This window comes from Rhodococcus sp. M8 (genome assembly GCF_015654185.1).
GTDB classification, from domain to species: domain Bacteria; phylum Actinomycetota; class Actinomycetes; order Mycobacteriales; family Mycobacteriaceae; genus Rhodococcus; species Rhodococcus aetherivorans.
On the sequence record NZ_CP064065.1, the window covers coordinates 4,059,631 to 4,081,138 of the forward strand.

Annotated in this window: 21 protein-coding genes; 13 read left to right on the top strand and 8 right to left on the bottom strand. The window is 69.0% G+C overall.

Annotated elements, in window-relative coordinates:
- Positions 1–11 precede the first annotated feature (11 nt).
- On the top strand, positions 12–2,366 hold the full coding sequence (locus ISO16_RS18435) for an arylsulfatase (protein WP_072633927.1): 2,355 nt from the start codon (positions 12–14) through the stop codon (positions 2,364–2,366).
- 10 nt (positions 2,367–2,376) lie between these two features.
- On the opposite strand, the gene ISO16_RS18440 is transcribed toward ISO16_RS18435, so the two are convergent.
- Together ISO16_RS18440 and ISO16_RS18445 are read right to left on the bottom strand one after the other, a co-directional pair.
- Complete coding sequence (locus ISO16_RS18440) at positions 2,377–3,288, bottom strand: formylglycine-generating enzyme family protein (protein ID WP_170914011.1); 912 nt, start codon at positions 3,286–3,288, stop codon at positions 2,377–2,379.
- Positions 3,289–3,394: 106 nt separating this feature from the next.
- A complete protein-coding gene (locus ISO16_RS18445; RefSeq protein ID WP_072633929.1) occupies positions 3,395–3,805 on the bottom strand; it encodes an SHOCT domain-containing protein in 411 nt (136 codons plus the stop codon).
- A 279-nt stretch (positions 3,806–4,084) separates the two neighbouring features.
- Between ISO16_RS18445 and ISO16_RS18450 the strand changes: the two genes are divergently transcribed.
- The 5 genes from ISO16_RS18450 to ISO16_RS18470 all read left to right on the top strand — a co-directional run bounded on the left by ISO16_RS18450 (position 4,085) and on the right by ISO16_RS18470 (position 9,108).
- On the top strand, positions 4,085–4,906 hold the full coding sequence (locus ISO16_RS18450) for a class II glutamine amidotransferase (RefSeq protein ID WP_072633930.1): 822 nt from the start codon (positions 4,085–4,087) through the stop codon (positions 4,904–4,906).
- A gap of 181 nt (positions 4,907–5,087) precedes the next feature.
- The gene (locus tag ISO16_RS18455) at positions 5,088–5,705 is read left to right on the top strand and encodes an Rv1733c family protein (RefSeq protein WP_029546965.1); all 618 of its coding nucleotides are present in this window, start codon (positions 5,088–5,090) and stop codon (positions 5,703–5,705) included.
- 124 nt (positions 5,706–5,829) lie between these two features.
- Entirely contained in the window at positions 5,830–6,054 is a 225-nt protein-coding gene (locus tag ISO16_RS18460; RefSeq protein ID WP_006940443.1) for a hypothetical protein, read from the top strand.
- Between the two features lie 127 nt (positions 6,055–6,181).
- Positions 6,182–7,753 (top strand): hypothetical protein, encoded by a 1,572-nt coding sequence (locus ISO16_RS18465; protein WP_075288586.1) that lies wholly within the window; start codon positions 6,182–6,184, stop codon positions 7,751–7,753.
- A gap of 5 nt (positions 7,754–7,758) precedes the next feature.
- Positions 7,759–9,108, top strand: coding sequence for a diacylglycerol/lipid kinase family protein (locus ISO16_RS18470; protein ID WP_170914012.1), 1,350 nt, complete (start codon positions 7,759–7,761; stop codon positions 9,106–9,108).
- Here the strand turns inward: ISO16_RS18470 and ISO16_RS18475 are convergent.
- The 3 genes from ISO16_RS18475 to ISO16_RS18485 form a co-directional block, all read right to left on the bottom strand.
- Positions 9,072–10,730: an MFS transporter gene (locus ISO16_RS18475; protein WP_043798327.1), complete on the bottom strand. Its 1,659-nt coding sequence runs from the start codon at positions 10,728–10,730 to the stop codon at positions 9,072–9,074. The two genes, ISO16_RS18470 and ISO16_RS18475, sit on opposite strands and share 37 nt — an antisense overlap.
- Positions 10,731–10,746: 16 nt before the next feature.
- Positions 10,747–11,568 carry a class II glutamine amidotransferase gene (locus tag ISO16_RS18480; RefSeq protein ID WP_006940434.1) on the bottom strand — a complete coding sequence of 274 codons (822 nt, stop codon included), beginning with the start codon at positions 11,566–11,568 and terminating at the stop codon, positions 10,747–10,749.
- A gap of 198 nt (positions 11,569–11,766) precedes the next feature.
- Positions 11,767–12,651, bottom strand: a complete 885-nt coding sequence (locus tag ISO16_RS18485) for a slipin family protein (protein ID WP_139310931.1) — start codon at positions 12,649–12,651, stop codon at positions 11,767–11,769.
- A 207-nt stretch (positions 12,652–12,858) separates the two neighbouring features.
- On the opposite strand from ISO16_RS18485, the gene ISO16_RS18490 reads away from it, so the two are divergent.
- Positions 12,859–13,203, top strand: coding sequence for a glutaredoxin domain-containing protein (locus ISO16_RS18490; protein ID WP_072633933.1), 345 nt, complete (start codon positions 12,859–12,861; stop codon positions 13,201–13,203).
- Positions 13,204–13,242: 39 nt separating this feature from the next.
- On the top strand, positions 13,243–13,875 hold the full coding sequence (locus tag ISO16_RS18495; protein WP_050034356.1) for a class I SAM-dependent methyltransferase: 633 nt from the start codon (positions 13,243–13,245) through the stop codon (positions 13,873–13,875).
- 42 nt (positions 13,876–13,917) lie between these two features.
- Here the strand turns inward: ISO16_RS18495 and ISO16_RS18500 are convergent, their stop codons facing one another.
- Positions 13,918–14,220 carry a metal-sensitive transcriptional regulator gene (locus ISO16_RS18500; protein WP_006940428.1) on the bottom strand — a complete coding sequence of 101 codons (303 nt, stop codon included), beginning with the start codon at positions 14,218–14,220 and terminating at the stop codon, positions 13,918–13,920.
- Between the two features lie 128 nt (positions 14,221–14,348).
- Here ISO16_RS18500 and ISO16_RS18505 point away from each other — a divergent pair, with 128 nt between their 5' ends.
- Together ISO16_RS18505 and ISO16_RS18510 are read left to right on the top strand one after the other, a co-directional pair.
- Positions 14,349–15,728: an MBL fold metallo-hydrolase gene (locus ISO16_RS18505; RefSeq protein ID WP_006942079.1), complete on the top strand. Its 1,380-nt coding sequence runs from the start codon at positions 14,349–14,351 to the stop codon at positions 15,726–15,728.
- A 154-nt stretch (positions 15,729–15,882) separates the two neighbouring features.
- The gene (locus tag ISO16_RS18510; protein ID WP_006935447.1) at positions 15,883–16,653 is read left to right on the top strand and encodes a thioesterase family protein; all 771 of its coding nucleotides are present in this window, start codon (positions 15,883–15,885) and stop codon (positions 16,651–16,653) included.
- A 36-nt stretch (positions 16,654–16,689) separates the two neighbouring features.
- Here ISO16_RS18510 and ISO16_RS18515 read toward each other — a convergent pair whose 3' ends face one another.
- Positions 16,690–19,107 (bottom strand): ATP-binding cassette domain-containing protein, encoded by a 2,418-nt coding sequence (locus tag ISO16_RS18515; protein ID WP_442800832.1) that lies wholly within the window; start codon positions 19,105–19,107, stop codon positions 16,690–16,692.
- A gap of 56 nt (positions 19,108–19,163) precedes the next feature.
- The gene (locus tag ISO16_RS18520; RefSeq protein WP_072633936.1) at positions 19,164–19,613 is read right to left on the bottom strand and encodes a helix-turn-helix transcriptional regulator; all 450 of its coding nucleotides are present in this window, start codon (positions 19,611–19,613) and stop codon (positions 19,164–19,166) included.
- A gap of 122 nt (positions 19,614–19,735) precedes the next feature.
- Here ISO16_RS18520 and ISO16_RS18525 point away from each other — a divergent pair, with 122 nt between their 5' ends.
- From ISO16_RS18525 to ISO16_RS18535, 3 genes are all read left to right on the top strand, one after another.
- Positions 19,736–20,146: a VOC family protein gene (locus tag ISO16_RS18525; RefSeq protein WP_029546974.1), complete on the top strand. Its 411-nt coding sequence runs from the start codon at positions 19,736–19,738 to the stop codon at positions 20,144–20,146.
- Positions 20,147–20,285: 139 nt separating this feature from the next.
- Positions 20,286–20,807 (top strand): helix-turn-helix transcriptional regulator, encoded by a 522-nt coding sequence (locus tag ISO16_RS18530; RefSeq protein ID WP_072633944.1) that lies wholly within the window; start codon positions 20,286–20,288, stop codon positions 20,805–20,807.
- Between the two features lie 5 nt (positions 20,808–20,812).
- Positions 20,813–21,481, top strand: a complete 669-nt coding sequence (locus tag ISO16_RS18535) for a glyoxalase (RefSeq protein WP_072633945.1) — start codon at positions 20,813–20,815, stop codon at positions 21,479–21,481.
- Positions 21,482–21,508 lie beyond the last annotated feature (27 nt).

Genomic DNA, 21,508 nt, shown 5'->3' on the forward strand with positions numbered 1-21,508 from the left:
GGAGCGTCGCCATGGCAAGGACCCACCACGGAAAGATCGCCGTCGACATCCGCGACTCCGTCCCGGACTGGGTGCCGTATCTGCCTGCGCAGGCGCCCGAGGGCGCCCCGAACGTCCTGATCATCGCGTGGGACGACGTCGGGTACGGCAGCATGGACATCTTCGGGGGCCCGATCGAGGCACCCACCATGCGCCGCATCGCCGACCGGGGTGTGAAGTACTCGAACTTCCACACCACCGCGCTGTGCTCCCCGACACGGGCGTCGCTGCTGACCGGGCGAAACGCGACGACCAACGGCATGGCGACCATCGCCGAGTTCAGCTCCGGGTTCCCGGGCATCTCCACCCACATTCCCTTCGAGAACGGGTTCGTCTCCGAGGTGCTGGCCGAGCAAGGGTGGAACACCTACTGCGTCGGCAAGTGGCACCTGACCCCGGGCGACGAGACGAACATGTCGGCGGTCAAGGCCCGGTGGCCGTTGGGCCGCGGGTTCGAGCGGTTCTACGGCTTCCTCGGCGGCGAGTCGAGCAGCTGGTACCCCGACCTGGTGTACGACAACCATCCGATCGACGCCCCCGGCACCCCGGAGGACAGCTATCACCTGTCGAAAGACCTGGCGGACAAGGCAATCGAATTCATCCGCGACGCCAAGGTCATCGACCCGGACAAACCGTTCTTCATGTACCTGGCCCCGCAGGCCGGGCACGCCCCGCATCACGTGTTCACCGAATGGGCCGACCGGTACAAGGGCAGGTTCGACCAGGGCTACGAGGCCATCCGTGCCGAGATACTGCAGCGGCAGAAGGACCTCGGGTTGCTGCCCGAGGGCACCGAGCTTTCCCCGATCAATCCGCACGGGGAACCGGCCACCACCGGACCCGACGGACAGCCGTGGCCGCTGCTCGACACCGTCCGGCCCTGGGACTCGCTCACCGCCGACGAGCAACGCCTGTTCGTACGGATGGCCGAGGTCTTCGCCGGCTACATCTCCTACACGGACGATCAGCTCGGCCGGGTGATCGACCTGCTCGAAACGACCGGCGAGCTCGACAACACCCTCATCGTCGTGGTCTCCGACAACGGTGCCAGTGGTGAAGGAGGGCCGAACGGATCGTTCAACGAATGGCGTTTCTTCAACGGGGTTCCCGACACCACCGAGGGCACCCTGCCGCACCTCGACGAGCTCGGCACACCGCTGTCGTACAACCACTACAACACCGGCTGGGCGTGGGCCTTCGACACACCGTTTCCGTACTGGAAGCGCTGGGCCGGCTACGAGGGTGGCGTCGCCGACATGTGCGTGCTCTCGTGGCCGGCGCGGATCGACGCCTCGGCCGAGCCCCGCCCGCAGTACGTCCACGCCGTCGATGTCGTCCCGACGATCTACGAGTTGCTCGGCATCACCCCGCCCGAGGTCCTGAAGGGGTACACCCAGAATCCGCTCGAGGGAGAGAGCTTCGCGTCCTCGCTGACCGATCCCGCAGCGCCGGGCAAGGCCGTGCAGTTCTACGCGATGCTGGGGCAGCGCTCGCTGTATCACGAAGGGTGGCTCGTCTGTTCCGTGCATCCGCCGCTGTCCGGGTGGGGCCACTTCGACAAGGATGTGTGGGAGCTGTACCACCTCGCGGAGGACCGGGCGCAACTGCACAACCTCGCCGACGCCGAACCCGAGCGGCTGGAAACCCTGAAGAGCCTGTGGTTCTACTACGCCGGCCGCTACCACGGGCTACCGCTGGACGACCGCAGCGCCCTCGAACAGGTGCTCGCCGAACGCCCCCGCCCGGGAAAAGCGCGAGACCGCTACGTCTACTACCCGGACTGCGCGGACGTCCCCGAGGCGGCCGGTGTCGCCATCACCGGACGGTCCTACACGATCGTCGCCGGAGTCCACGTGGACTCGGCCGATGCCGAGGGCGTCCTCTACGCCCACGGCGGCCTGGCCGGCGGCCACAGCCTCTACGTCAAGGACTGCCGTCTGCGCTATGCCTTCAACTGGGTCGGCACACACCTGCAGACCGTGGTCGCCGACCGGGACATCACTCCCGGTGCCCACGTGTGCACCGCCGAATTCGCCGTCGCCGGGAAGAACACCGATCCGGCGATGCCGGGCTTCGCCGGCACCCTGACCCTCTACGTCGACGATCAGCAGGTGGCCACCGGTGAGATCGTCACCCAGCCGGGGGTGTTCTGCCTCGTCGGTGACGGTATCTGCGTCGGGCGGGACAGTGCCTCTCCGGTCACGCCGGACTACGTGTCCCCGTTCCGGTTCACTGGGGGCACGATCGACAAGGTCGTCGTCGACGTTTCCGGCGAACGCTATGTCGACCACGAGGCGCAGGTGCGGGCCTGGTTCGCGATCGATTGACCGGCGCTGCTCAGCGGCCGCGCACGATGCAGCGGAATCCGATGTGGCAGGTGGAGGTTTCCGCGCTTTCCCCCTGCCTGGCTGCGGGCCGGTAGCGCAAGCAGTAATTGGGGGCGCAGAGGTGCGATCCGCCCTTGATGACCCGCCGGGGATGGGCCTCGGCACCGGTCTCCGGCGCGAGCGTGCGTGGGTTGGCGGGAATGCAGCACGCCGTGGCAGGGGCGGTGTCACGTCCGTCCGCCCCGTGACGAGCGGTGAAGTAGTCCGTCGTCCATTCCCACACGTTGCCTGCCACGTCGACCAGGCCGTAACCGTTGGGCCGGAAGCTGCCCACCGGAGACGTGCCGACGTACCCGTCTTCGGCGAGGTTCTGCCACGGGAACTCGCCCTGCCAGGTGTTGGCCAGGTACCGCCCCTTCGGGGTGTACTCGTCGCCCCACACGAACCGGGCCCGATCCAGGCCGCCGCGAGCCGCGAACTCCCACTCGGACTCGGTCGGCAGCTCCTTGCCCGCCCACCGAGCGTAGGCGAGCGCGTCGTAGTGGGACACGTGCGTCACCGGATGGTGTTCGCGGCCGCCGGCCGAACTTCCGGGGCCCTCGGGATGCCGCCAATCCGCACCCGGCACCCACGACCACCACCGGCGGTAGTCGTCGAGGGGTACGCGCCGAGCCGGCGGGGTGAACACCAGCGACCCGGGTACCAGCAGCGCCGGGTCGGCATCGGGATAATCGGCGGGTTCGGGCGCGACCTCGGCGGTGGTGACGTGACCGGTGTCCTTCACGAAACGCCGGAACTCGGCGACCGTGACCGGATGAATGTCCATCCAGAATCCGTCCACACTCACCTGGTGGACCGGATGTTCCTCGGGATAGAACTCCTCCGACCCCATCCAGAAGGTTCCGCCCGGAATCCAGGTCATCTTCTTCGGTGCTCGACCCGCCGACGCCGCTGGCTGCATGCGTCGAGTATCTCGGAACCGGCTCGCTGCGAGCGGGTCCTCGGGATGCCGCGCAGGTCCTGGCCTGTCAGACCTGCATTCCGGTCTGTCCCGCGGAGGCCTGTCCCAGAGCCGTGGCCTTGAGTTGCTCGAACTCCGCTTGGGTGATCACTCCCGAGTCGTACAGCGCCTTCGCCTCGGCGATCTGCTCGGCCGGGGACTTGCCGGCCACCTGCCGGATGTACTCGTCGGTGGCCTGCTTGGTCTCCTGCTGGGCACGCATCGACCGCTCCGCCATGCCGCGGCCCCGGGCGATCAGATACACGAACGCGGTCAGGTACGGGAGGACGACCAGCCCGATCACCCAGAGGGCTTTGGCGAAGCCGGAAACGGTGTGATCGCGGAACAGGTCGACCAAGATCTGGAACAGCACGATCAGGTACGCCACGAACGCGAACACGATGATCGTGTACCACACGTAATCCCAGAACGAATCCATGATGTGCACCTCCTGTGAGCGGACCCGGCGATGGACCGAACCTCCGCGATATCGGGCGACTCACATCGAGAATGACACCCCAACCGGCGTCTCCGCAGGGGATAAAGACCTTGAAACCCGCCCCGACTCTGAAACCCACCGTCCCCCCGGGTGTCCTCGACACGAAGACGCCCGTACGCGGGCCGGGCCCGCATCCGACACGAACGCGGCGCGACCTGTGTCCGTTTCGAGACGTGCTCGCGGTCGAAGCGGTGATTCAATGGTGAGATGTGCAGATGGATGGCATATTCCGGCGACCCGATCCTTGCTGAGGATCTGCTGTTCCGCCCGCAGCACTCGCTGATCGATCAGAGCCTGCATTCGCGCCTCGGAGCCACCACCACCAACGGTGATGGTTTCGGCATCGGATGGTACGGGAGGGGGCCGGAGCCGGCGGTGTTCAAGAGCATCGATCCGGCCTGGAACGACCGGAACCTGCGCGAGCTCGCCGCTCAGGTGGAGACACCGCTGCTGTTCGCACACGTGCGGGCCTCGACCGGGACACACGTCCAGCGCAGCAACTGCCATCCCTTCCGGCACGGGCACTGGTTGTGGATGCACAACGGGGTCCTCAACGGGTTCCGGGAGATCAAACGCGAGCTCGTGCTGGCGGTGGATCCGGCGCTCTACCCCGACATCGAGGGCTCGACCGACTCCGAGATGCTGTTCTATCTCGCGCTGACGTTCGGGCTCACCGAGGACCCGTTCGCTGCCGTCGCCCGGGCTGTCGGATACGTGGAGAAGATCGCGCACGCCCATGCGATCGAGCATCCCGTGCAGATGACCGTGGCGACCACGGACGGAGAGTCGATGTGGGTGTTCCGTTATTCCAGCGAAGGCAAGAGCCGATCGCTGTTCTTCTCCACCAAGCTCGCCAGGCTCCTCGAGCTGCATCCCGAGGTGGAGGTGCTGCACCAGCTCGGTGCCGAGACCCGCTTCATCGTCTCCGAACCGCTGCGCGATCTGCCGGACGCATGGAACGAAGTACCCGAGTCCTCCGCGGGCGTGGTCCGGCCCGGCGAGGACGAGATCCGGCCGTTCCGGCCGCTCGCACCGGTGTAGGCCCGGCGGAGCAGAGTCTCTGCGTCGGGCCGGGCGAATACCGGTGCAGACCGTGCCGGGAGACAGGGGGACTTCAGGTCCTCGTTCCCCCGATCACCCGAATCGAGCGATGACCTTGTGCCCTACGCCACAGGCCCTCGCCGGCGGAACACTGTAGTCAAGTAACTGCAGGAGTTTCGAGATGAACGCAGAGCAGCCCCTGGCCCTCCGGTTATGGCGCCGCGCTCCATGGAGCGGCAACCCGCTGATGCGACGATCCGAGCGAGTCGAATCCGCACTCGTTCTGGTCGTCGCGATGTTCGTGCTCGTCATGGTGCCCCTCGCCGCCGCGTACGGGACGGCGACCTACGCGCGGGTCGGCCAGCTTGCGCTGGAGGAACGCCTGGAACGCCACCAGGTGACGGCGATCCTCCTCGAGGAGCCGGGACCGACGGGCACCGGTTCGATGACGGACACTGCGACCCGGGGTCCGGGGGACCCGGACCGAGCGACCGCGCGGTGGACGACCGGGACCGACGAAACGCGCACGGGGAAGGTGGAGACGCCCTTCGGCGCGAAGCCGGGCGAGACGATCGACATCTGGATCGATTCGACCGGTGATCCCGTCGCCGCGCCCAGGACCGGCTCGGACGGCGTCGTGGCCGGTGTCAGTGCCGCACTCACGGTGTGGGGGGTGGGCTCCGGCATCGCCCTGCTGCTCCTCTACGGAGTTCATCGTGTCGGCGTGCGGCGGAGGCTGTCGGCATTGGATCGCGAATGGAACGAAACCGGACGGAGCCCGGGATGGACGTTGGGTTGACCGCCCCCGGGTCTGCGGGCCGGGGGTCTGCAGGCCGGTCAGCAGCGCACACGGCGATGCTCGGCAGCGCGGAGAGGATTCCTCGATCCGGTCGCAGCACAAGAAGATACGCGGGGAGGCCGAGATGAGCGACTGGGTCTGCCGGTTGGTGGTGTCGACGGAATCCGGCGACAGTCCGGCTCAACTGCATATGGTGCTCCGCGACGATCTCACGGACGCGGAGGTGCTCGCCCGTGTCCTCGGCCTGGTTCACGAGTTCTATGGTCCCGGCGTGCAGGTCGACGATCTGAAGCCCGAGTCCTGGGCGCAGACCCGAACTGCGTCCCCGGTCCGTTCACCCGGCGGATGAGGGAAAAGGAGGCATACAGCAAGACATTTCACACAGTCACATCGAACTGCATCTCGGACTCGTGCCGCCGGAGGGCACGCTTCGTCCGTGCTGCCGTGCCTCTGTCACCGAGTGGAAAGAGAAGACGATGGACAGCGACATTTCGCGCAGCGGCACGGGCACCGCTCCGCTCGACACCGCCGAGCGGGCCGAGCTGGAGCGGTTGCGGGCCGAGGTGGCCGCACTGCGGGCGCGGACAGAGGCCGCGCCCGAGGCCCCGCCGCCACCCCCGCCCGTATCGCGTCCGCCGAGGCATGCGCTGCGCTGGACGGCAGTGGCGATCCTGACCGTGCTGGTCGCTCTGCTCGCGATCACCTCGGTGGCGGCGAGGTTCGTGCGCAGCGAGGTCCTCGACACCGACCGGTACGTCGCCACGGTGGCACCGCTGGGTTCCGATCCCGCGATACAGACCGAGATCGCGGGAACCATCACCGACGAGATCTTCGCGCGCGTGGACGTCGAAGGGCTGACCGCTGACGCGCTCACGGCCCTGACCGATGCGGTCCCGGCGACCGCGGATGCGCCCCGGGTGGACCGGGCGATCGAAGGATTGGCGCCGGTCATCGCCGGTCAGGCGCGAAACTTCGTGTACGACACGGTGCTGTCGCTGGTGCAGTCCGACCAGTTCGAGGATCTGTGGATCCAGGCCAACCGCGCCGCGCACACCGCCTTGGTGGCGGTGGTCACCGGCGAGGCCGGTCCTTCGTCGGTGACGGTGGACGAGAGCGGCACGGTCAGCATCTCCCTCGGCACGATCATCGACAACGTCCAGGCCCGTCTGCTGGACCGAGGCTTCACCTTCGCCGAGAAGATCCCGGACATCGACAAGCAGCTCGTGCTGTTCCAGTCGCCGGAGCTGGTCAAGGCGCAACGGGCGGTCAACACACTGGACACGGCTTCGGACGTGCTCCCGTGGATCACGATCGCCGCCGCCGTGGCCGCGGTGGCCGTGGCTCCTCCCGGCCGTCGCCGCCGCGCCCTGGCGTTTGTCGGCGCGGCGCTGGTCGTGGGGATGCTGATCCTCGCGATCGCGCTGGTGGTCGTTCGATCGCTCTATCTCGACAATGTTCCTCCGGACGTGCTGTCCCCGGACGCCGCCACGGCGATTATCGACACGGTACTGGTGCCGTTGCGGACCACGCTGCGGGCGGTGGCGGTCCTGGGCCTGGTGATCGCGGTCGGGGCGTATCTGACCGGGGGATCGTCCTCCGCGGCAGCCGTCCGCCGCGGGTTCGGGCGAGGCATGGACGCGTTGCAGAGGGCCCGCAAGCCGCGACCGCCGAACCAGGTGGAAGCCGGCGCGTACCGGGCTCGGACCGCGTTGCGGCTGGCAATCATCGGCATCGCCGCGCTGATCTTGATGTTCTGGCGGTATCCGACCGGTCTCGTGGTCGTGTGGGTCGTTCTCGGTGCTCTGCTGGCCCTGCTCGCGCTCGAGGTGCTGATCCGGCCGGCCCGAGCCTGGGAGGAGCCCGCGGAGGGCGCGATGTCGGCACCGCCGACGAAGGACGCGATGTCGGCACCGCCGACGAAGGACGCGATGTCGGCACCGCCGACGAAGGACGCGATGTCGGCACCGCCGACGAAGGACGCGATGTCGGCACCGCCGAGGGGCGAACAGCCGACGGAGAAACTCCCGGGCTCGAAGACGGGGATGTGAGTCCGATGGGCGCCGTTCCCGGCGACGAGGTGCCGGTCTCCCGCCGATGGTGGGCGCGTGCGGCGTTCGCCGCCGTCCTCGGCGCTGCCGCCGTTCCGGTGATCGTCGCGGGCCTGCGCGGCGCCCTCGCACTCCTGGCGGTGAGCGTGACGGTGGCAGCGGTGACGGTCGCGGCCCTCTACTGGTTCCTCGCGACCCGGGGGCTGCTGCGCGCGCTGTCACTGGGTCTCGCAGTGGTCGCCCCCCTCGCGCTGCCCGTGCTGTTCGTGCGGGAGCGCGTGCTCTGGGTCGCGTTGGTGTCGGTCGCGCTGGTGCTGCTCGCCTTGGCGTGCGCGCGGGCGGCCCTGCGCCGTGACACAGAGCAGGGGATGCCCGAGTACCCCGCCGCGCCGGTCCACCGCCCGTTCCTGGTGATGAACCCCCGTTCGGGGGGCGGCAAGGTCGTGAAGTTCGATCTGCAACGCAAGGCCGAGGAACTCGGTGCCGAGGTAGCCCTGCTCGCGGGACCGGGGCCCGTCGACGTCGAGGCCCTGGCCCGGCAGGCGGTGGAGCGGGGCGCCGACCTGCTCGGTGTCGCCGGCGGTGACGGGACACAGGCCCTGGTGGCGGCGATCGCGGCCGAGCATGGGCTGCCATTCTTGGTGATCAGCGCCGGCACGCGGAACCACTTCGCGCTGGATCTGGGACTGGACCGGGAGGACCCGGCCGCAGGCCTGGACGCTCTGCGGGACGGGGTGGAACTCCGCGTCGATCTCGGCAGGATCGGGGGACGGGTGTTCGTCAACAACGCCTCGTTCGGCGTCTACGCCGACGTGGTGCAGAGCCCGGAATACCGGGACGACAAGGCCGGGACGGCCCTGCGGATGATGCCCGACCTGCTCGCTCGCGACAGCGCCACCCGGCTGAGGGCCCGCATCGACGGCGACACGACGGTGGAAGGCGCGCAGGCCGTCCTGGTGAGCAACGACCCGTACGCGACCGACGACCTCGCGGGGCTGGGACGACGGCCCCGGCTGGATCGCGGGGTGCTCGGGGTGGTGACGATCTCGGTAGCCGGCGCGGGGCAGGCGGTCGACCTGCTGCGCCGCACGCACAGCCGGGGGCTGGTTCAGCGCGTGGCCACCGAGGTGATCGTCGACGCGGAGGCACCGGAGATTCCGGTCGGGGTGGACGGGGAAGCGCTGATGCTGCCCACGCCGGTGCGCTGCACCGTCGAGCCGCAGGCGCTGCGGGTGCGGGTGCCCCGGCGCCGTCCGGGAACCCTGGTCTCGGCACCGACCTGGGACTGGGCGCGGCTCCGGGACCTGGCCTTCCGGCCTCAGCGCTCGTCGTCGGTCTCGTCGGGCCTGCGCTGACCCTCGCCGGGCCGTGCGCCCACCGGCCGGCGCGGTAGCGATCCGGTGCCGAACAGTGCGGCGACGGTGATCAGTGCCGTGACGGCGAAGGCCACCTGCAGGGCCTCGAGCCGCGCGTCCGAGTTGACCTCGAGGATCGCATCCGCGGTGGCCTCGTCCACCCCGGCCTCGTCCAGGGCACCCTCCAACTGGGTGTCGGACAGGAACGGCACCCCGGCAGCCATGTCCGTGGTGGCCTGCTGTTGCACCGATTCCGGCACGGCCGGGTTGTTCTCGATGCCGGCGATGACGGAGGTGGTCAGGGTGGCGATCAGGATGGAGCCGATCAGGGCGGTCCCCAGTGACGCGCCGAGATTGGTCGCCGTGTTCTGCAGACCGCCGACCTCGGCGCTCTGCGAGTCCGGCACCGCGGACACCGTGACCGCACCGAGCTGGGAGGCCAGCGCACCCAGTCCGAGACCCATCAGCAGCATCGGGATCGACACGACCGCCGCATTTGCGCCGGGATCCATCCCACCCACGAGGATGAGAATGCCGACGACCATGATCCCGAGGCCGATCCGGACGATGCGCCGGGGATTCGCCTGGGGTCGCAGCTTGGGGATGCCGACCGCGGCCAGGACCAGAGCGATCGACAGCGGAAGGATCCGCACACCCGTCTCGAGCGCACTGAGTTCGAGAACCACGGACAGGAACAGGGGGACGGAGAAGAACACCCCGGCCTGAATGAGGAATTGGGCGAAGAACATGCTCAGACCGCCGGTGAGCTGACTGTTCCTCAGCAGCGCGGGGTCGACCAGCGGTTCGCCGCCCGTCTTCGCCAGGTACGTCTCCCGCCGCAGGAACAGGTAGAGCACGAAGAGTCCACCCAGCAGCAACCAGATGACGGGGGACAGTCCCAGGATCGCCGGTCCGCCGGGTTTGGTCTGGATCCAGCCCCATTCGCTCGAGCGCAGCACGCCGTAGACGAACATTCCCAGGCCGGCGACCGACAGGAGCGAGCCGACGAGGTCGAGCCGGATCCGCTGCGGTGGAATGTCTTCCACGCGACGCAGCGCGAGCAGGATCAGGACGACGATGACAACCTCGCCGAAGAAGACGTAGCGCCAGGACGCGAACGTGGTCACCGCCCCACCGAGCAACGGCCCCACCGCGACTGCCGCGGCACCCGCCGCGGCCACCAATCCGTAGGCGGCGGGGCGGCGTTCGGCGGGGAAGTTCGCCGCGACCAGGGAAACGATCGCGGGCATGATCAGGGCGGCGCCGATGCCCTCGAGCAGGGACCAGCCGATGAGGAGGACGGTGAGATTCGGCGCGATCCCGGTGACGAACGACCCGGCGCCGTAGATGATCAGGCCGAGCCCGAACGCGCGGCGCCGCCCGAGGATGGTGCCGATCTTGCCGCCGGTGATCATCAAGCTGGCCATCACCAGGGTGTAGAGGGTGATGGCGGTCTGGATGCCGGTGATGGTGGTGCCCACGTCCGCGGCCACAGTCGCCATCGACACGTTCATCACGGAGCTGTCGAGCGTCATCAGGAACTGCCCCGCAGCCAGTACCGCGAGCACCAGTGCGGAACCCGAGGCCACCGCCGGACCCTTCGGCGAACTGTCAAGACTCATGCATCGACCTCTCGCGTCAGACGGGCTCGAGCGGCCGGAACGGCCGGATGTCGTTGCCCGCGGGGCCGACCACGGCGGCGGAGGACTCGGGCATCTCGTTCCATGCGCCCGGCAGATCGCGGAGCGGTTCGGACACGACGAACCGGGCGTCGATGCCCAGACGATGGAACATCTCCACCTCGGGGTGCAGCTCGCGGAGCTTGGCGACCTCGGTGGAGTAGAACAGCGACCGGGTCCGGCCCTCGCTGGAGTAGCGGAACACCCAGATGGTGTCGCCGGCCGTGGTGGCCACGGTCATCTGCACGGGATCGTCGATCCCGCGGTGGCGGGCGACCTTCTCGACCATCCCGATCGCACGGCCGACCGCGGTGAACGGATCGTCCCGGAGACCGAACGTGAGAGCGAGGAAGAACAGCACCTCGGAGTCCGTGGTACCCGCGATGTCCGGGTACAGCGACGGATCCACGGCCATCATCAGTTCCCGCTTGATGTCCCGGAAGCCGAGGATCTCGCCGTTGTGCATCCACAGCCATTCCTCGTGCCGGAACGGGTGGCAATTGCTGCGCTGCACCTGCGTGCCGGTCGAGGACCGCACGTGCGCGAACAGCAGCGGGGTGCGGATCTGCCCGGCGATCTCCCTCAGGTTGTGGTTGTTCCACGCCGGATCGATGCTCTTGAACATCGCCGGTTCGGAACCTATTCCGTACCAGCCGATTCCGAATCCGTCACCGTTGGTGGTGGTGGCTCCGAGATGGGAGTGCAGGCTCTGGTCGATGAGTGAATGCTCGGGCTTGAACAGCAGATCCTCCACGAGGATCGGCTCGCCCGAGTAGGCCATCCATCTGCACACCCGACCATTGAAGCACCCGGGTGTCGCCCCCCGGGCCGGAAAGAAGGCAGTGGGCTCACCTGCGGTCACTGCATGCCGGTCCGCCGGAGATCGAGAATCACGCCCGTGGTGGCATCGTCGTCGACCGCAATGCCGCGGCTGCCACCGGGGACGATCACCGCTCCACCGTCGAGTCCCGTCCTGGCCCTACCCTCCTCGCGCCGGCGCGGTGGGGGCCACCGCGACGGATGCCGACGTGCCGTTGCCGACGAGGCCGGAGGTGGGCGCCACCGGTGTGCGCTGGGCGGCCGCTGCCGCTGCCGCGGTGGCTTCGTGTTCGAGGAAGGTCTTCAGTTCGCCGATGGCACTCATCATGGGGGCCGGGAACACCACGGTGGTGTTCTTCTCGACCCCCAGCTCCACCAGGGTCTGCAGGTTGCGCAGTTGCAGGGCCAGGGGGTGGGCCATCATCGTGTCGGAGGCGTCTCCGAGCGCGGCGGCCGCCATCGACTCACCTTCCGCCGCGATGATCTTGGCGCGCTTCTCCCGCTCGGCCTCGGCCTGACGTGCCATGGCGCGTTTCATGCTGTCGGGAAGCTGGATGTCCTTCAACTCCACCAGGGTCACCTCCACGCCCCATTCGAGGGTGGACACGTCGAGGAATTCTCGAATGTGGACGTTGATGACGTCGGTCTCCGACAACGCCTCGTCGAGGGTGTGGCGGCCGACCACCCTGCGCAGCGTGGTCTGGGCGATCTGATCGATCGCAGCGGCGACGTTCTCGATCGCGACGACCGACTTCACGGCGTCGATGACACGGAAATAGGCGACTGCGGAGATGTCCACGCTGACGTTGTCGCGCGTGATGATCCCCTGGGACTGGATCGGCATCGTGACGATCCGCAACGACACCTTCGTGAGGCGGTCGACGATCGGGATGATCAGATGCAGGCCGGGTTCCTTCACCCCGAGCAGCCGGCCGAACCGGAAGAGCACGCCCTTCTCGTACTGGGCGATGACGTGCACCGACTGCGACAACACGAACATCACCACGACGAGGAGCACCGCGGCGAGGATGATCCAGGTGGTCACGACGTTCCTCCCATCCCGCAGCAGGTCGCGGTTGCCTTCACCGTGCGCTCGTGGACCGCGGCCGGGAAGGGTCGAAAGTCACCGCCGGGGCGGATCGGCGAGTTCGAGACCTTCCGAGCCGCGTCCGTACGAGACGGTGCGCAACACCGGAGGAAAAATACCCCCTCGGGTATATTGGTCGGGACGTGCTGTGAGAGGAGCGAGGAGATGACATCGGCGGACTTCGTCGACGGGATCGAAGTGCTGTGGCGACCCGGGTGCCCGTTCTGTTCGCGGCTGCGCCGGGCCCTGCGCCGACGCGGCATCGACACCCGCGAGATCGACATCTGGCAGGACCGCGCGGCCGCGGGGCGGGTCCGTGCGGTCACCGGCGGCGACGAGACCGTGCCGACCGTCTTCGTGGGACGGGTCGCCCTGGTCAATCCCGGGGTGCGCGAGATCGAGGCCGCGATCGAGCGGGAACTCCCCGAGCGAGCCGGCGAACTGCTCCCGGCGCCGGTGTCTCGTCCCCGGAATCTGTTGTCCCGCATCGGCTTCCCGCTCCGTGGCTGACGCGCCCGACCACCCGTACCGACGACCGAAGGAGTCGCAGTGCCGGAAAACCAACTCGACGAAGAACTCTGGGACGAGCGCTACCGTTCCCGTCCCGCGCTCTGGAGCGGTGAGCCGAACCGTCACCTCGTGGGGGAGGCGGCCGAACTCGAGCCCGGCCTCGCCCTCGACGTCGGCTGCGGCGAGGGCGCGGACGCCATCTGGCTCGCGCGGCGCGGCTGGCGGGTCGACGGCGTGGACGTGTCCGGCGTCGCCCTGCGACGCGCCGCCGAGCACGCGGATCGGGCCGGCGCCGAGATCGCCGGGCGCATCACGTGGCTGCACGAGAATCTCACCGCGTGGGACCCCGGCCGGGGGCGGTACGACCTGGTCTCCGCGCAGTACATGCACCTGCCGCCACCGGGACGCGACGTCCTCTTTCGAAGGCTCGCGGAGGCGGTCGCTCCCGGCGGCACCCTCCTGATCGTCGGGCATCACCCCTCCGACCTGCAGACCACCGTGCCGCGCCCGCCGCGGCCCGAGCTGTTCTTCACGGGAGCGGACGTCGTGGCGCTGCTCGATCCCGACGGCTGGGACGTCGTCACCGAGGCCGCCGTCGCGCGGTCGGTCACCGACCCGGACGGACGCGCCGTCACCGTGCACGACACGGTGGTCAGGGCCCGACGGCGCTGATCGCGCCACCACGTCGCGAACGTCGTCGTCGGGCGGTCTCCCTCAGGCCAGGGCGAGGAAGAGGCGCTCGAGCTGTTCCTCGGTGAGCCGGTCCGGGCACGTGTCGTCCTCCTCGTCGAGCATGCACCGACGAAGCTGCGCGGCAACGATCTTGAACCCGGCGCGGTCGAGCGCCCGGGAGACGGCGGCGAGCTGGGTCACCACGTCCCGGCACTCGCGGCCGGATTCGAGCATGGCGATCACGCCGGCGAGCTGCCCCTGCGCGCGGCGCAGCCGGTGCAGCACCTGCGTATCGGCTTCGGGGGTGACGGCGGTCCTGGGGACGGGGTCGACGGGAGTGTTCATCGCTGTGCTTCCTGCGGTAGGGGACGAGGTTCGAAGGGATACCCCATGGGGTACTTGACATACCCTAGGGGGTATGTGGCAGGGTTGTCCATATCGAGGACGAAATCGACCCATACGGAGGAACCACGATGATTCTCGAGCAGTACTACATCGAGTGCCTGTCGCACGCGTCGTACCTGATCGGTGACGAGGGCACCGGCCGGGCGGTGGTGGTCGATCCGCGCCGCGATGTCACCGAGTACCTCGACGACGCCGCGCGGCACGGGCTGCGCATCGAGGGTGTGATCAACACGCATTTCCACGCGGATTTCGTCTCCGGGCATCTGGAGCTGCTCGAGGCGACCGGGGCGTGGATCGGGTTCGGGGAGGCCGCCGAGGCGGACTACCCGATCCGGCGGCTGCGCGACGGCGAGCACCTGTCCCTCGGGGAGGTGGACCTCGAGATCCTGGCCACCCCGGGGCACACCTGGGAGTCGATCTCGGTGCTGGTGCGCGAGCATCCGGGGGCGACCCCGGCCGCGGTGCTGACCGGGGATTCGTTGTTCATCGGTGATGTGGGCCGCCCGGACCTGGTGAATCTGGGGGATTCGTCGACCGAGGATCTGGCGCGGGCGATGTACCACACGGTGCACGAGAAGCTGCTGACCCTGCCCGATGCGGTCACGGTGCTGCCCGCGCACGGTGCCGGCTCGTCGTGCGGGAAGAACCTGTCGACGGAGCTGACCTCGACGATCGGGGAGCAGCGGGTGAGCAATCCGTCGGTGCAGCCGATGAGCGAGGAGGCGTTCGTGGCGTTGGTCACCGAGGGGCAGCCGGCCGCGCCGGCCTACTTCTCGGTCGATGCCGGGTTGAACAAGAGCGTGCATCCGCTGCTCGATCGGGGGCGCACCATCCCGGAGCTGAGCCCGGCGCGGGTGCGGGCGGAGCTGGCCGCCGGGACCCGGGTGCTCGATGCGCGCGGTGTGGACGACTTCGCGGCGGGGCATCTGCGCGGGTCGGTCAACGTCGGGTTCGACGGCCGGTTCGCCGAGACCGGCGGGATGGTCGCCGAGGTGGGGGAGAAGATCGTGTTGATCACCTATCCGGGGGAGGAGCAGGACGCGGCGGTGCGGCTGGCCCGGATCGGGTCGGACAACGCGGCCGGTTATCTCACCGTCGATCACGACGGGGTGTTCCCGGCGGAGCTGGCGGATCTGGTGCAGACCGCGCCGCGGACCACCGTCGCGCAGCTCGACGAGTTGCTCGCCGCCGATGCGGTGACGCTGGTCGACATCCGTAATCCCGGTGAACGGGAGTTCGGGGTGATTCCGGGGGCGGTGCCGATCCCGTTGGCGCAGCTGCGGACCCGGCTCGGGCAGGTGCCGACCGGCAAGCCGATCGTGGTGCACTGCGCCGGTGGGTGGCGTTCGAGTGTGGCCGCGTCGCTGCTGCGGGCGCAGGGCTTCGACAACGTCTCGGACCTGCTCGGCGGTTACAACGCCTGGGCCGAGGCCCACGTCCCCGCCTGATCCCGCACCGTCCGAAATACGCGGCAGCCCGCCCCCTGGCCGACCAGGGGGCGGGCTGCCGTCGCTCTGCGCCGCACCCGTCCGGTCCGAAGAGGGTCGTGATCGACTGGGATCATGCCCGGATGAGTCACCGACCCCGCGCAAGGAGCAGCAGATGACCTACTTCGAACGGATCGGTCCGGCCGCGTTCCGGCCGACCCACCACGTCAGCGGTGCCTGGAACCCGCAGGAGCAGCACATCGCGCCCGCACTGGGTCTGCTGGTGCACGCCGTGGAATGCGACCGTGACGCACGCCGCGACGACGGACTGGTCGTCGGCCGCCTGTCCTACGACATCCTCGGCACCGTCCCGGTCGACACGGTCGAGACCACCGTCACCGTCCTGCGTCCCGGGCGCACCATCGAGCTCGTCGAGGCCGTCCTCGCCCACGACGGTCGCGCCGTCGTACGGCTGCGGGCCTGGCTCATGCAATCCCGCCCCACGCCCGCGCTGGAGGCGACGTCGCTGCCGCGGATCGACCCGCCCGACGCCATGGCTCCCTGGGACGCCTCGACGGTGTGGCCGGGCGGGTTCATCGCCTCCACCGAGATCCGCCGCATCCAGCTCGAGCCCGGCCGGGCGGCGTACTGGGTGCGCACGCCGCTGCCCCTCGTGCTCGACGAGAAGGTCAGCGCGCTGGCCGGTGCCGCGGGACTGTTCGACATCGCCAACGGCATGACCGTACGCGTGTCCCCGAAAGACGTCGCCTTCCCCAACGTCGACCTCACCGCCCACCTGTTCACCGAACCCCGCGGCGACTGGCTCGGCTTCGACACCACCGTCTCGTTCGGTCCCGACGGCCTGGGGCTGACCAGCAGCGTCCTCCACGACACGCACGGCCCCGTCGGCACCGTGTCCCAGATCCTCACCGTCCGCCCCAACTGACGGCGAGGGCTGTCGCACCCGTGGGGCGAACTCGCCTCACGGTGTCCGCGACAAGCCCGGCCGGGCGCCGACATAGGCCGCGAGGTGCTCGCCGGTGAGGGTGGAGCGGGTGGTGACGAGGTCGGCGGGTGTGCCCTCGAAGACGATCCGGCCACCGTCGTGGCCGGCGCCGGGGCCGAGGTCGATGATCCAGTCGGCGTGCGCCATGACCGCCTGGTGGTGCTCGATGACGATGACGGACTTGCCGGAGTCGACGAGCCTGTCGAGCAGGCCGAGCAGTTGCTCGACGTCGGCGAGGTGGAGGCCGGTTGTCGGTTCGTCGAGGACGTAGACGCCGCCCTTCTCGGCCATCCGGGTGGCCAGCTTGAGTCGCTGCCGCTCACCGCCGGACAACGTGGTGAGCGGCTGGCCGAGGGTGACGTAGCCGAGCCCGACATCGGCGAGCCGCTGCAGAATCTTGTGGGCCGCCGGGATCCGCGCCTCGCCGGCGCCGAAGAACTCCTCGGCCTCGGCCACCGGCATCGCGAGCACGTCGGCGATGCTCCGGCCGCCGAACGTGTACTCCAGCACCTCAGCCTGGAACCGCCTCCCCTCGCAGTCCTCGCAGGTGGATTCGACGGTGGCCATGACGCCCAGGTCGGTGTAGATGACTCCGGCGCCGTTGCAGGCGGGGCACGCGCCCTCGGAGTTGGCGCTGAACAACGCCGGCTTCACGCCGTTGGTCTTCGCGAACGCCTTCCGGATCGGGTCGAGCAGCCCGGTGTACGTCGCCGGGTTGCTCCGCCGCGAGCCCTTGATCGCCCCCTGGTCGACCGACACCACTCCGTCGCGCCCGGACACCGAACCGTCGATCAGCGAGCTCTTGCCCGAGCCCGCTACCCCGGTGAGGACGACCAGCACGCCGAGTGGAATGTCCACGTCGACGTCCTGCAGGTTGTGGGTGCCGGCACCGCGCACTTCCAGCACACCCGACGGTGTCCGCACCGAGGGCTTCACCGACGCGCGGTCGTCCAGGTGCCGCCCGGTGAGCGTGCCACTGGCACGCAGCCCCTCGACGGTGCCCTCGAACACCACCTCGCCGCCCTCGGTGCCGGCGCGCGGTCCGAGGTCGACGACGTGGTCGGCGATCGCGATCGCCTCCGGCTTGTGCTCGACGACGAGCACCGTGTTGCCCTTGTCGCGCAGCTGCAGCAGCAGGTCGTTCATACGCGCGATGTCGTGCGGGTGCAGGCCGATGGTGGGTTCGTCGAACACGTACGTGACGTCGGTGAGCGAGGAACCGAGGTGGCGGATCATCTTGGTGCGCTGTGCCTCTCCCCCGGAGAGGGTGCCCGCCGGCCGGTCGAGTGAGAGGTACCCCAACCCGATCTCGGCGAACGAGTCGAGAAGGTGTTGCAGCCCGGTGAGCAGCGGGGCCACCGACGGTTCGTCGAGGCTCCGGACCCAGACGGCCAGGTCGCTGATCTGCATCGAGCAGACGTCGGCGATGTTCTTTCCCTTGATCTTCGACGACCGTGCCTCCTTGCCGAGCCGGGTGCCGTCGCACTCGGGGCAGGTGGAGAAGGTCACGGCCCGTTCCACGAACGCCCGGATATGCGGCTGCAGTGCGTCGACGTCCTTGGACAGCATCGACTTCTGGATCTTCGGGATCAGCCCCTCGTACGTCAGGTTGATCCCTTCGACCTTGATCTTGGTCGGCTCCTTGTACAGCAGGTCGTGCAGCTCCTTCTTGGTGTACTTGCGGATCGGTTTGTCCGGGTCGAAGAAGCCGCAGCCCCGGTAGATCCGGCCGTACCAGCCGTCCATGCTGTAACCGGGGATCGTGAGCGCACCCTCGTTGAGCGACAGACTGTCGTCGTACAACGCGGACAGGTCGAAGTCGGTGACCGCGCCCATCCCCTCACAGCGCGGACACATGCCGCCGAGCCGGGTGAAGGTCGCCCTCTCGGTCTTCGTCTTGCCGGCGCCGCGTTCGACCGTGATCGCACCGCTGGCCTTCACCGAGGGGACGTTGAACGAGTACGCGTTGGGCGAGCCGATGTGCGGCTGCCCCAGCCGGCTGAAGAGGATGCGCAGCATCGCGTTTGCGTCGGTGGCGGTGCCGACGGTGGAGCGGGGGTTCGAGCCCATCCGCTCCTGGTCGACGATGATCGCGGTCGTCAATCCTTCGAGGACGTCGACCTCGGGCCGCGCCAGCGTCGGCATGAAACCCTGCACGAAGGCGCTGTAGGTCTCGTTGATCATCCGCTGCGACTCCGCGGCGATCGTGCCGAACACCAGAGAGCTCTTGCCCGAACCGGAGACGCCGGTGAACACCGTCAGCCGGCGCTTCGGGATCTCGACGCTGATGTCCTTGAGGTTGTTCACGCGCGCACCGTGCACGCGGATCAGATCGTGACTGTCCGCAACGTGCGGCGCAGACGACCGCGTGTCCGTCCTCGTGGCCATGCTCATGGTGTCTCCATCTGCCGGGAAGGGAAAGCTCGAGTCAATGGTGACGTCCATGGCGGTCAGGCTAGGTGCCGCTCGGTGACTCCCGCTTCTCGATTCCTGATCGGTCTGGTCACCGTCTTCGCGACGCACGACGGCATCCCCGCCGCCGTGCGCGCCGCCTGACGCCGATAGACGCTGGGCGGCACACCGACCAATTCGGTGAAGCGAGTGCTGAAGGTACCCAGCGACGCGCAGCCGACCGCGAAACACACCTCGGTGACGCTGAGATCGCCGCGACGCAACAGCGCCATCGCGCGTTCGATGCGCCGCGTCATCAAGTACGCGTACGGCGACTCCCCGTACGCGGCCCGGAACTGGCGGCTGAGGTGCCCGGCCGACATGTGCACGCCACGGGCGAGCGCCTCGACGTCCAGCGGCTGCGCGTACTCCCGATCGATCCGGTCGCGAACGCGGCGCAGCCGCGCGAGATCGGTCCGGCGCTGCGCGTCAGCGGGTCTGCTGGTCACCCACGCGATCGTGCCACGTCGCAGCGGAGTTGCCCAGCGCTGCCGGCCGCCCCACCCCACGAGGCCGGATCGATCAGGAATCGAGAAGCGCGGGACACGGAGCCGCTCCTAACCTGCTCGTCATGGATATCACCATTCACACGAGCTTCCTGCCGCACGACGACCCGGACGCGTCGCTCGCCTTCTACCGCGACGTCCTCGGCTTCGAGGTCCGCAGCGACGTGGGGCAGGGCAGGATGCGCTGGATCACGGTCGGCCCGGCCGGTCAGCCCGACACGTCCCTCCTCCTGGCGCCGCCGGCCGCCGACCCGGGCATCACCGACGACGAGCGCCGCACCATCGCCGAGATGATGGCGAAGGGCACCTACGGCTGGATCCTGCTGGCCACCCGGGATCTCGACGCCACGTTCGAAAAGGTGCAGGCCGGTGACACCGAGGTAGTCCAGGAGCCGACCGAACAGCCGTACGGCATCCGCGACTGCGCCTTCCGCGACCCCGCGGGCAACATGGTTCGCATCCAGGAGCTTCGCTGAGCCGTACGGGCGTCGATGCGGCCGGGCCGGCCGGCACGGCGACCACCGGCAACAAGGGCGGCAGCGCATCGTCGCAGAGGTGCCCGCCCTGCCGATGGCCCACCAGGGCCGCGCGGAAGACGGAGAGGGGAGTGCTCTCATGTGTCGGCCAGAATGGCGGCGTGCACGCGCCGACGCGCAGCCCCGGACCGATCTCGCGCGGCTGCGCCGCGTCCGCGACCGGATCGACCGGGAGTACGCGCAGCCGCTGGACGTCGAGGCGCTCGCCCGTGGCGTGCACATGTCGGCCGGGCACCTCAGCCGCCAGTTCCGGGCCGCGTACGGCGAGTCGCCGTACGCGTACTTGATGACGCGGCGCATCGAACGCGCGATGGCGCTGTTGCGTCGCGGCGATCTCAGCGTCACCGAGGTGTGTTTCGCGGTCGGCTGCGCGTCGCTGGGCACGTTCACCACTCGCTTCACCGAGCTGGTCGGCATGCCGCCCGGCGTCTTCCGGCGCCTGGCGGCGGATGTTGCGTCCGGCCATGACGATGCTGCGGGTACGGCCCGCGATGCGGGCTCTGCGGTCATGACGGGCGGGATGCCGGCGTGTGTGGCGAAGCAGGTGGCACGACCGGTCAGGAATCGAGAAGCCCCGGCCTGCAAGCAGTCCCTAGCGTGATGGTCATGACAACCACCGCATCCGACACGTCCATCGCATCTGTCACCCTCGAGGTGGCCGACCCCGAGACCGCCCACCGCTTCTACACCGCCTTCGGCGTGGACACGTACCTACGCCTGCGGGCATCCGAGTCGCACTCCACCGGATTCCGTGGCTTCACCCTGGCGCTCACGGTGTCCCGGCCGGCCACCGTCGACAGCTTCCTCGGCGCCGCCGTGGACGCCGGCGCCACGGTGCTCAGACCCGCCGCGAAGTCGCTCTGGGGCTACGGCGGAGTCGTCCAGGCCCCGGACGGGACGATCTGGAAGGTCGCGACCTCGGCGAAGAAGGACACCGGCCCGGCCACCTGCGAGATCGACGAGATCGTCCTGCTGCTCGGTGTAGCGGACGTGAAGGCCAGCAAGCAGTTCTACGTCGGCCGGGGCCTGACCGTGGCCAAGAGCTTCGGCGGCAAGTATGCCCAGTTCACTGCCGGCGAGTCCAGCCCCGTCAAGCTGGCGCTGTACAAGCGTCGCGGCCTGGCCAAGGACCTCGGCGTCCCCGCCGACGGCACCGGCTCGCACCGCATCGTCCTCGGCAGCACGGCCGGCCCCTTCATCGACCCGGACGGATTCGCCTGGGAGGCTGCCACATCGCTCACCCCCGCGCCGCCCGCGGTGCCTGCACAGTCCTGACCTGCCTCATCCCTGTTGTGAGAGGAA

Excerpts from the sequence above, each read along its gene's own strand:
- ISO16_RS18510 (WP_006935447.1), top strand. The coding sequence starts at position 15,883 with ATGACCTACTTCGAACGGATCGGTCCGGCCGCGTTCCGGCCGACCCAC.
- ISO16_RS18530 (WP_072633944.1), top strand. The coding sequence starts at position 20,286 with ATGTGTCGGCCAGAATGGCGGCGTGCACGCGCCGACGCGCAGCCCCGG.
- ISO16_RS18500 (WP_006940428.1), bottom strand. The coding sequence starts at position 14,220 with ATGAACACTCCCGTCGACCCCGTCCCCAGGACCGCCGTCACCCCCGAA.
- ISO16_RS18525 (WP_029546974.1), top strand. The coding sequence starts at position 19,736 with ATGGATATCACCATTCACACGAGCTTCCTGCCGCACGACGACCCGGAC.
- ISO16_RS18450 (WP_072633930.1), top strand. The coding sequence starts at position 4,085 with ATGGCATATTCCGGCGACCCGATCCTTGCTGAGGATCTGCTGTTCCGC.
- ISO16_RS18445 (WP_072633929.1), bottom strand. The coding sequence starts at position 3,805 with ATGGATTCGTTCTGGGATTACGTGTGGTACACGATCATCGTGTTCGCG.
- ISO16_RS18490 (WP_072633933.1), top strand. The coding sequence starts at position 12,859 with ATGACATCGGCGGACTTCGTCGACGGGATCGAAGTGCTGTGGCGACCC.
- ISO16_RS18460 (WP_006940443.1), top strand. The coding sequence starts at position 5,830 with ATGAGCGACTGGGTCTGCCGGTTGGTGGTGTCGACGGAATCCGGCGAC.
- ISO16_RS18435 (WP_072633927.1), top strand. The coding sequence starts at position 12 with ATGGCAAGGACCCACCACGGAAAGATCGCCGTCGACATCCGCGACTCC.
- ISO16_RS18465 (WP_075288586.1), top strand. The coding sequence starts at position 6,182 with ATGGACAGCGACATTTCGCGCAGCGGCACGGGCACCGCTCCGCTCGAC.
- ISO16_RS18475 (WP_043798327.1), bottom strand. The coding sequence starts at position 10,730 with ATGAGTCTTGACAGTTCGCCGAAGGGTCCGGCGGTGGCCTCGGGTTCC.
- ISO16_RS18505 (WP_006942079.1), top strand. The coding sequence starts at position 14,349 with ATGATTCTCGAGCAGTACTACATCGAGTGCCTGTCGCACGCGTCGTAC.
- ISO16_RS18515 (WP_442800832.1), bottom strand. The coding sequence starts at position 19,107 with ATGAGCATGGCCACGAGGACGGACACGCGGTCGTCTGCGCCGCACGTT.
- ISO16_RS18480 (WP_006940434.1), bottom strand. The coding sequence starts at position 11,568 with ATGGCCTACTCGGGCGAGCCGATCCTCGTGGAGGATCTGCTGTTCAAG.
- ISO16_RS18470 (WP_170914012.1), top strand. The coding sequence starts at position 7,759 with ATGGGCGCCGTTCCCGGCGACGAGGTGCCGGTCTCCCGCCGATGGTGG.
- ISO16_RS18535 (WP_072633945.1), top strand. The coding sequence starts at position 20,813 with ATGACAACCACCGCATCCGACACGTCCATCGCATCTGTCACCCTCGAG.
- ISO16_RS18440 (WP_170914011.1), bottom strand. The coding sequence starts at position 3,288 with ATGACCTGGATTCCGGGCGGAACCTTCTGGATGGGGTCGGAGGAGTTC.
- ISO16_RS18455 (WP_029546965.1), top strand. The coding sequence starts at position 5,088 with ATGAACGCAGAGCAGCCCCTGGCCCTCCGGTTATGGCGCCGCGCTCCA.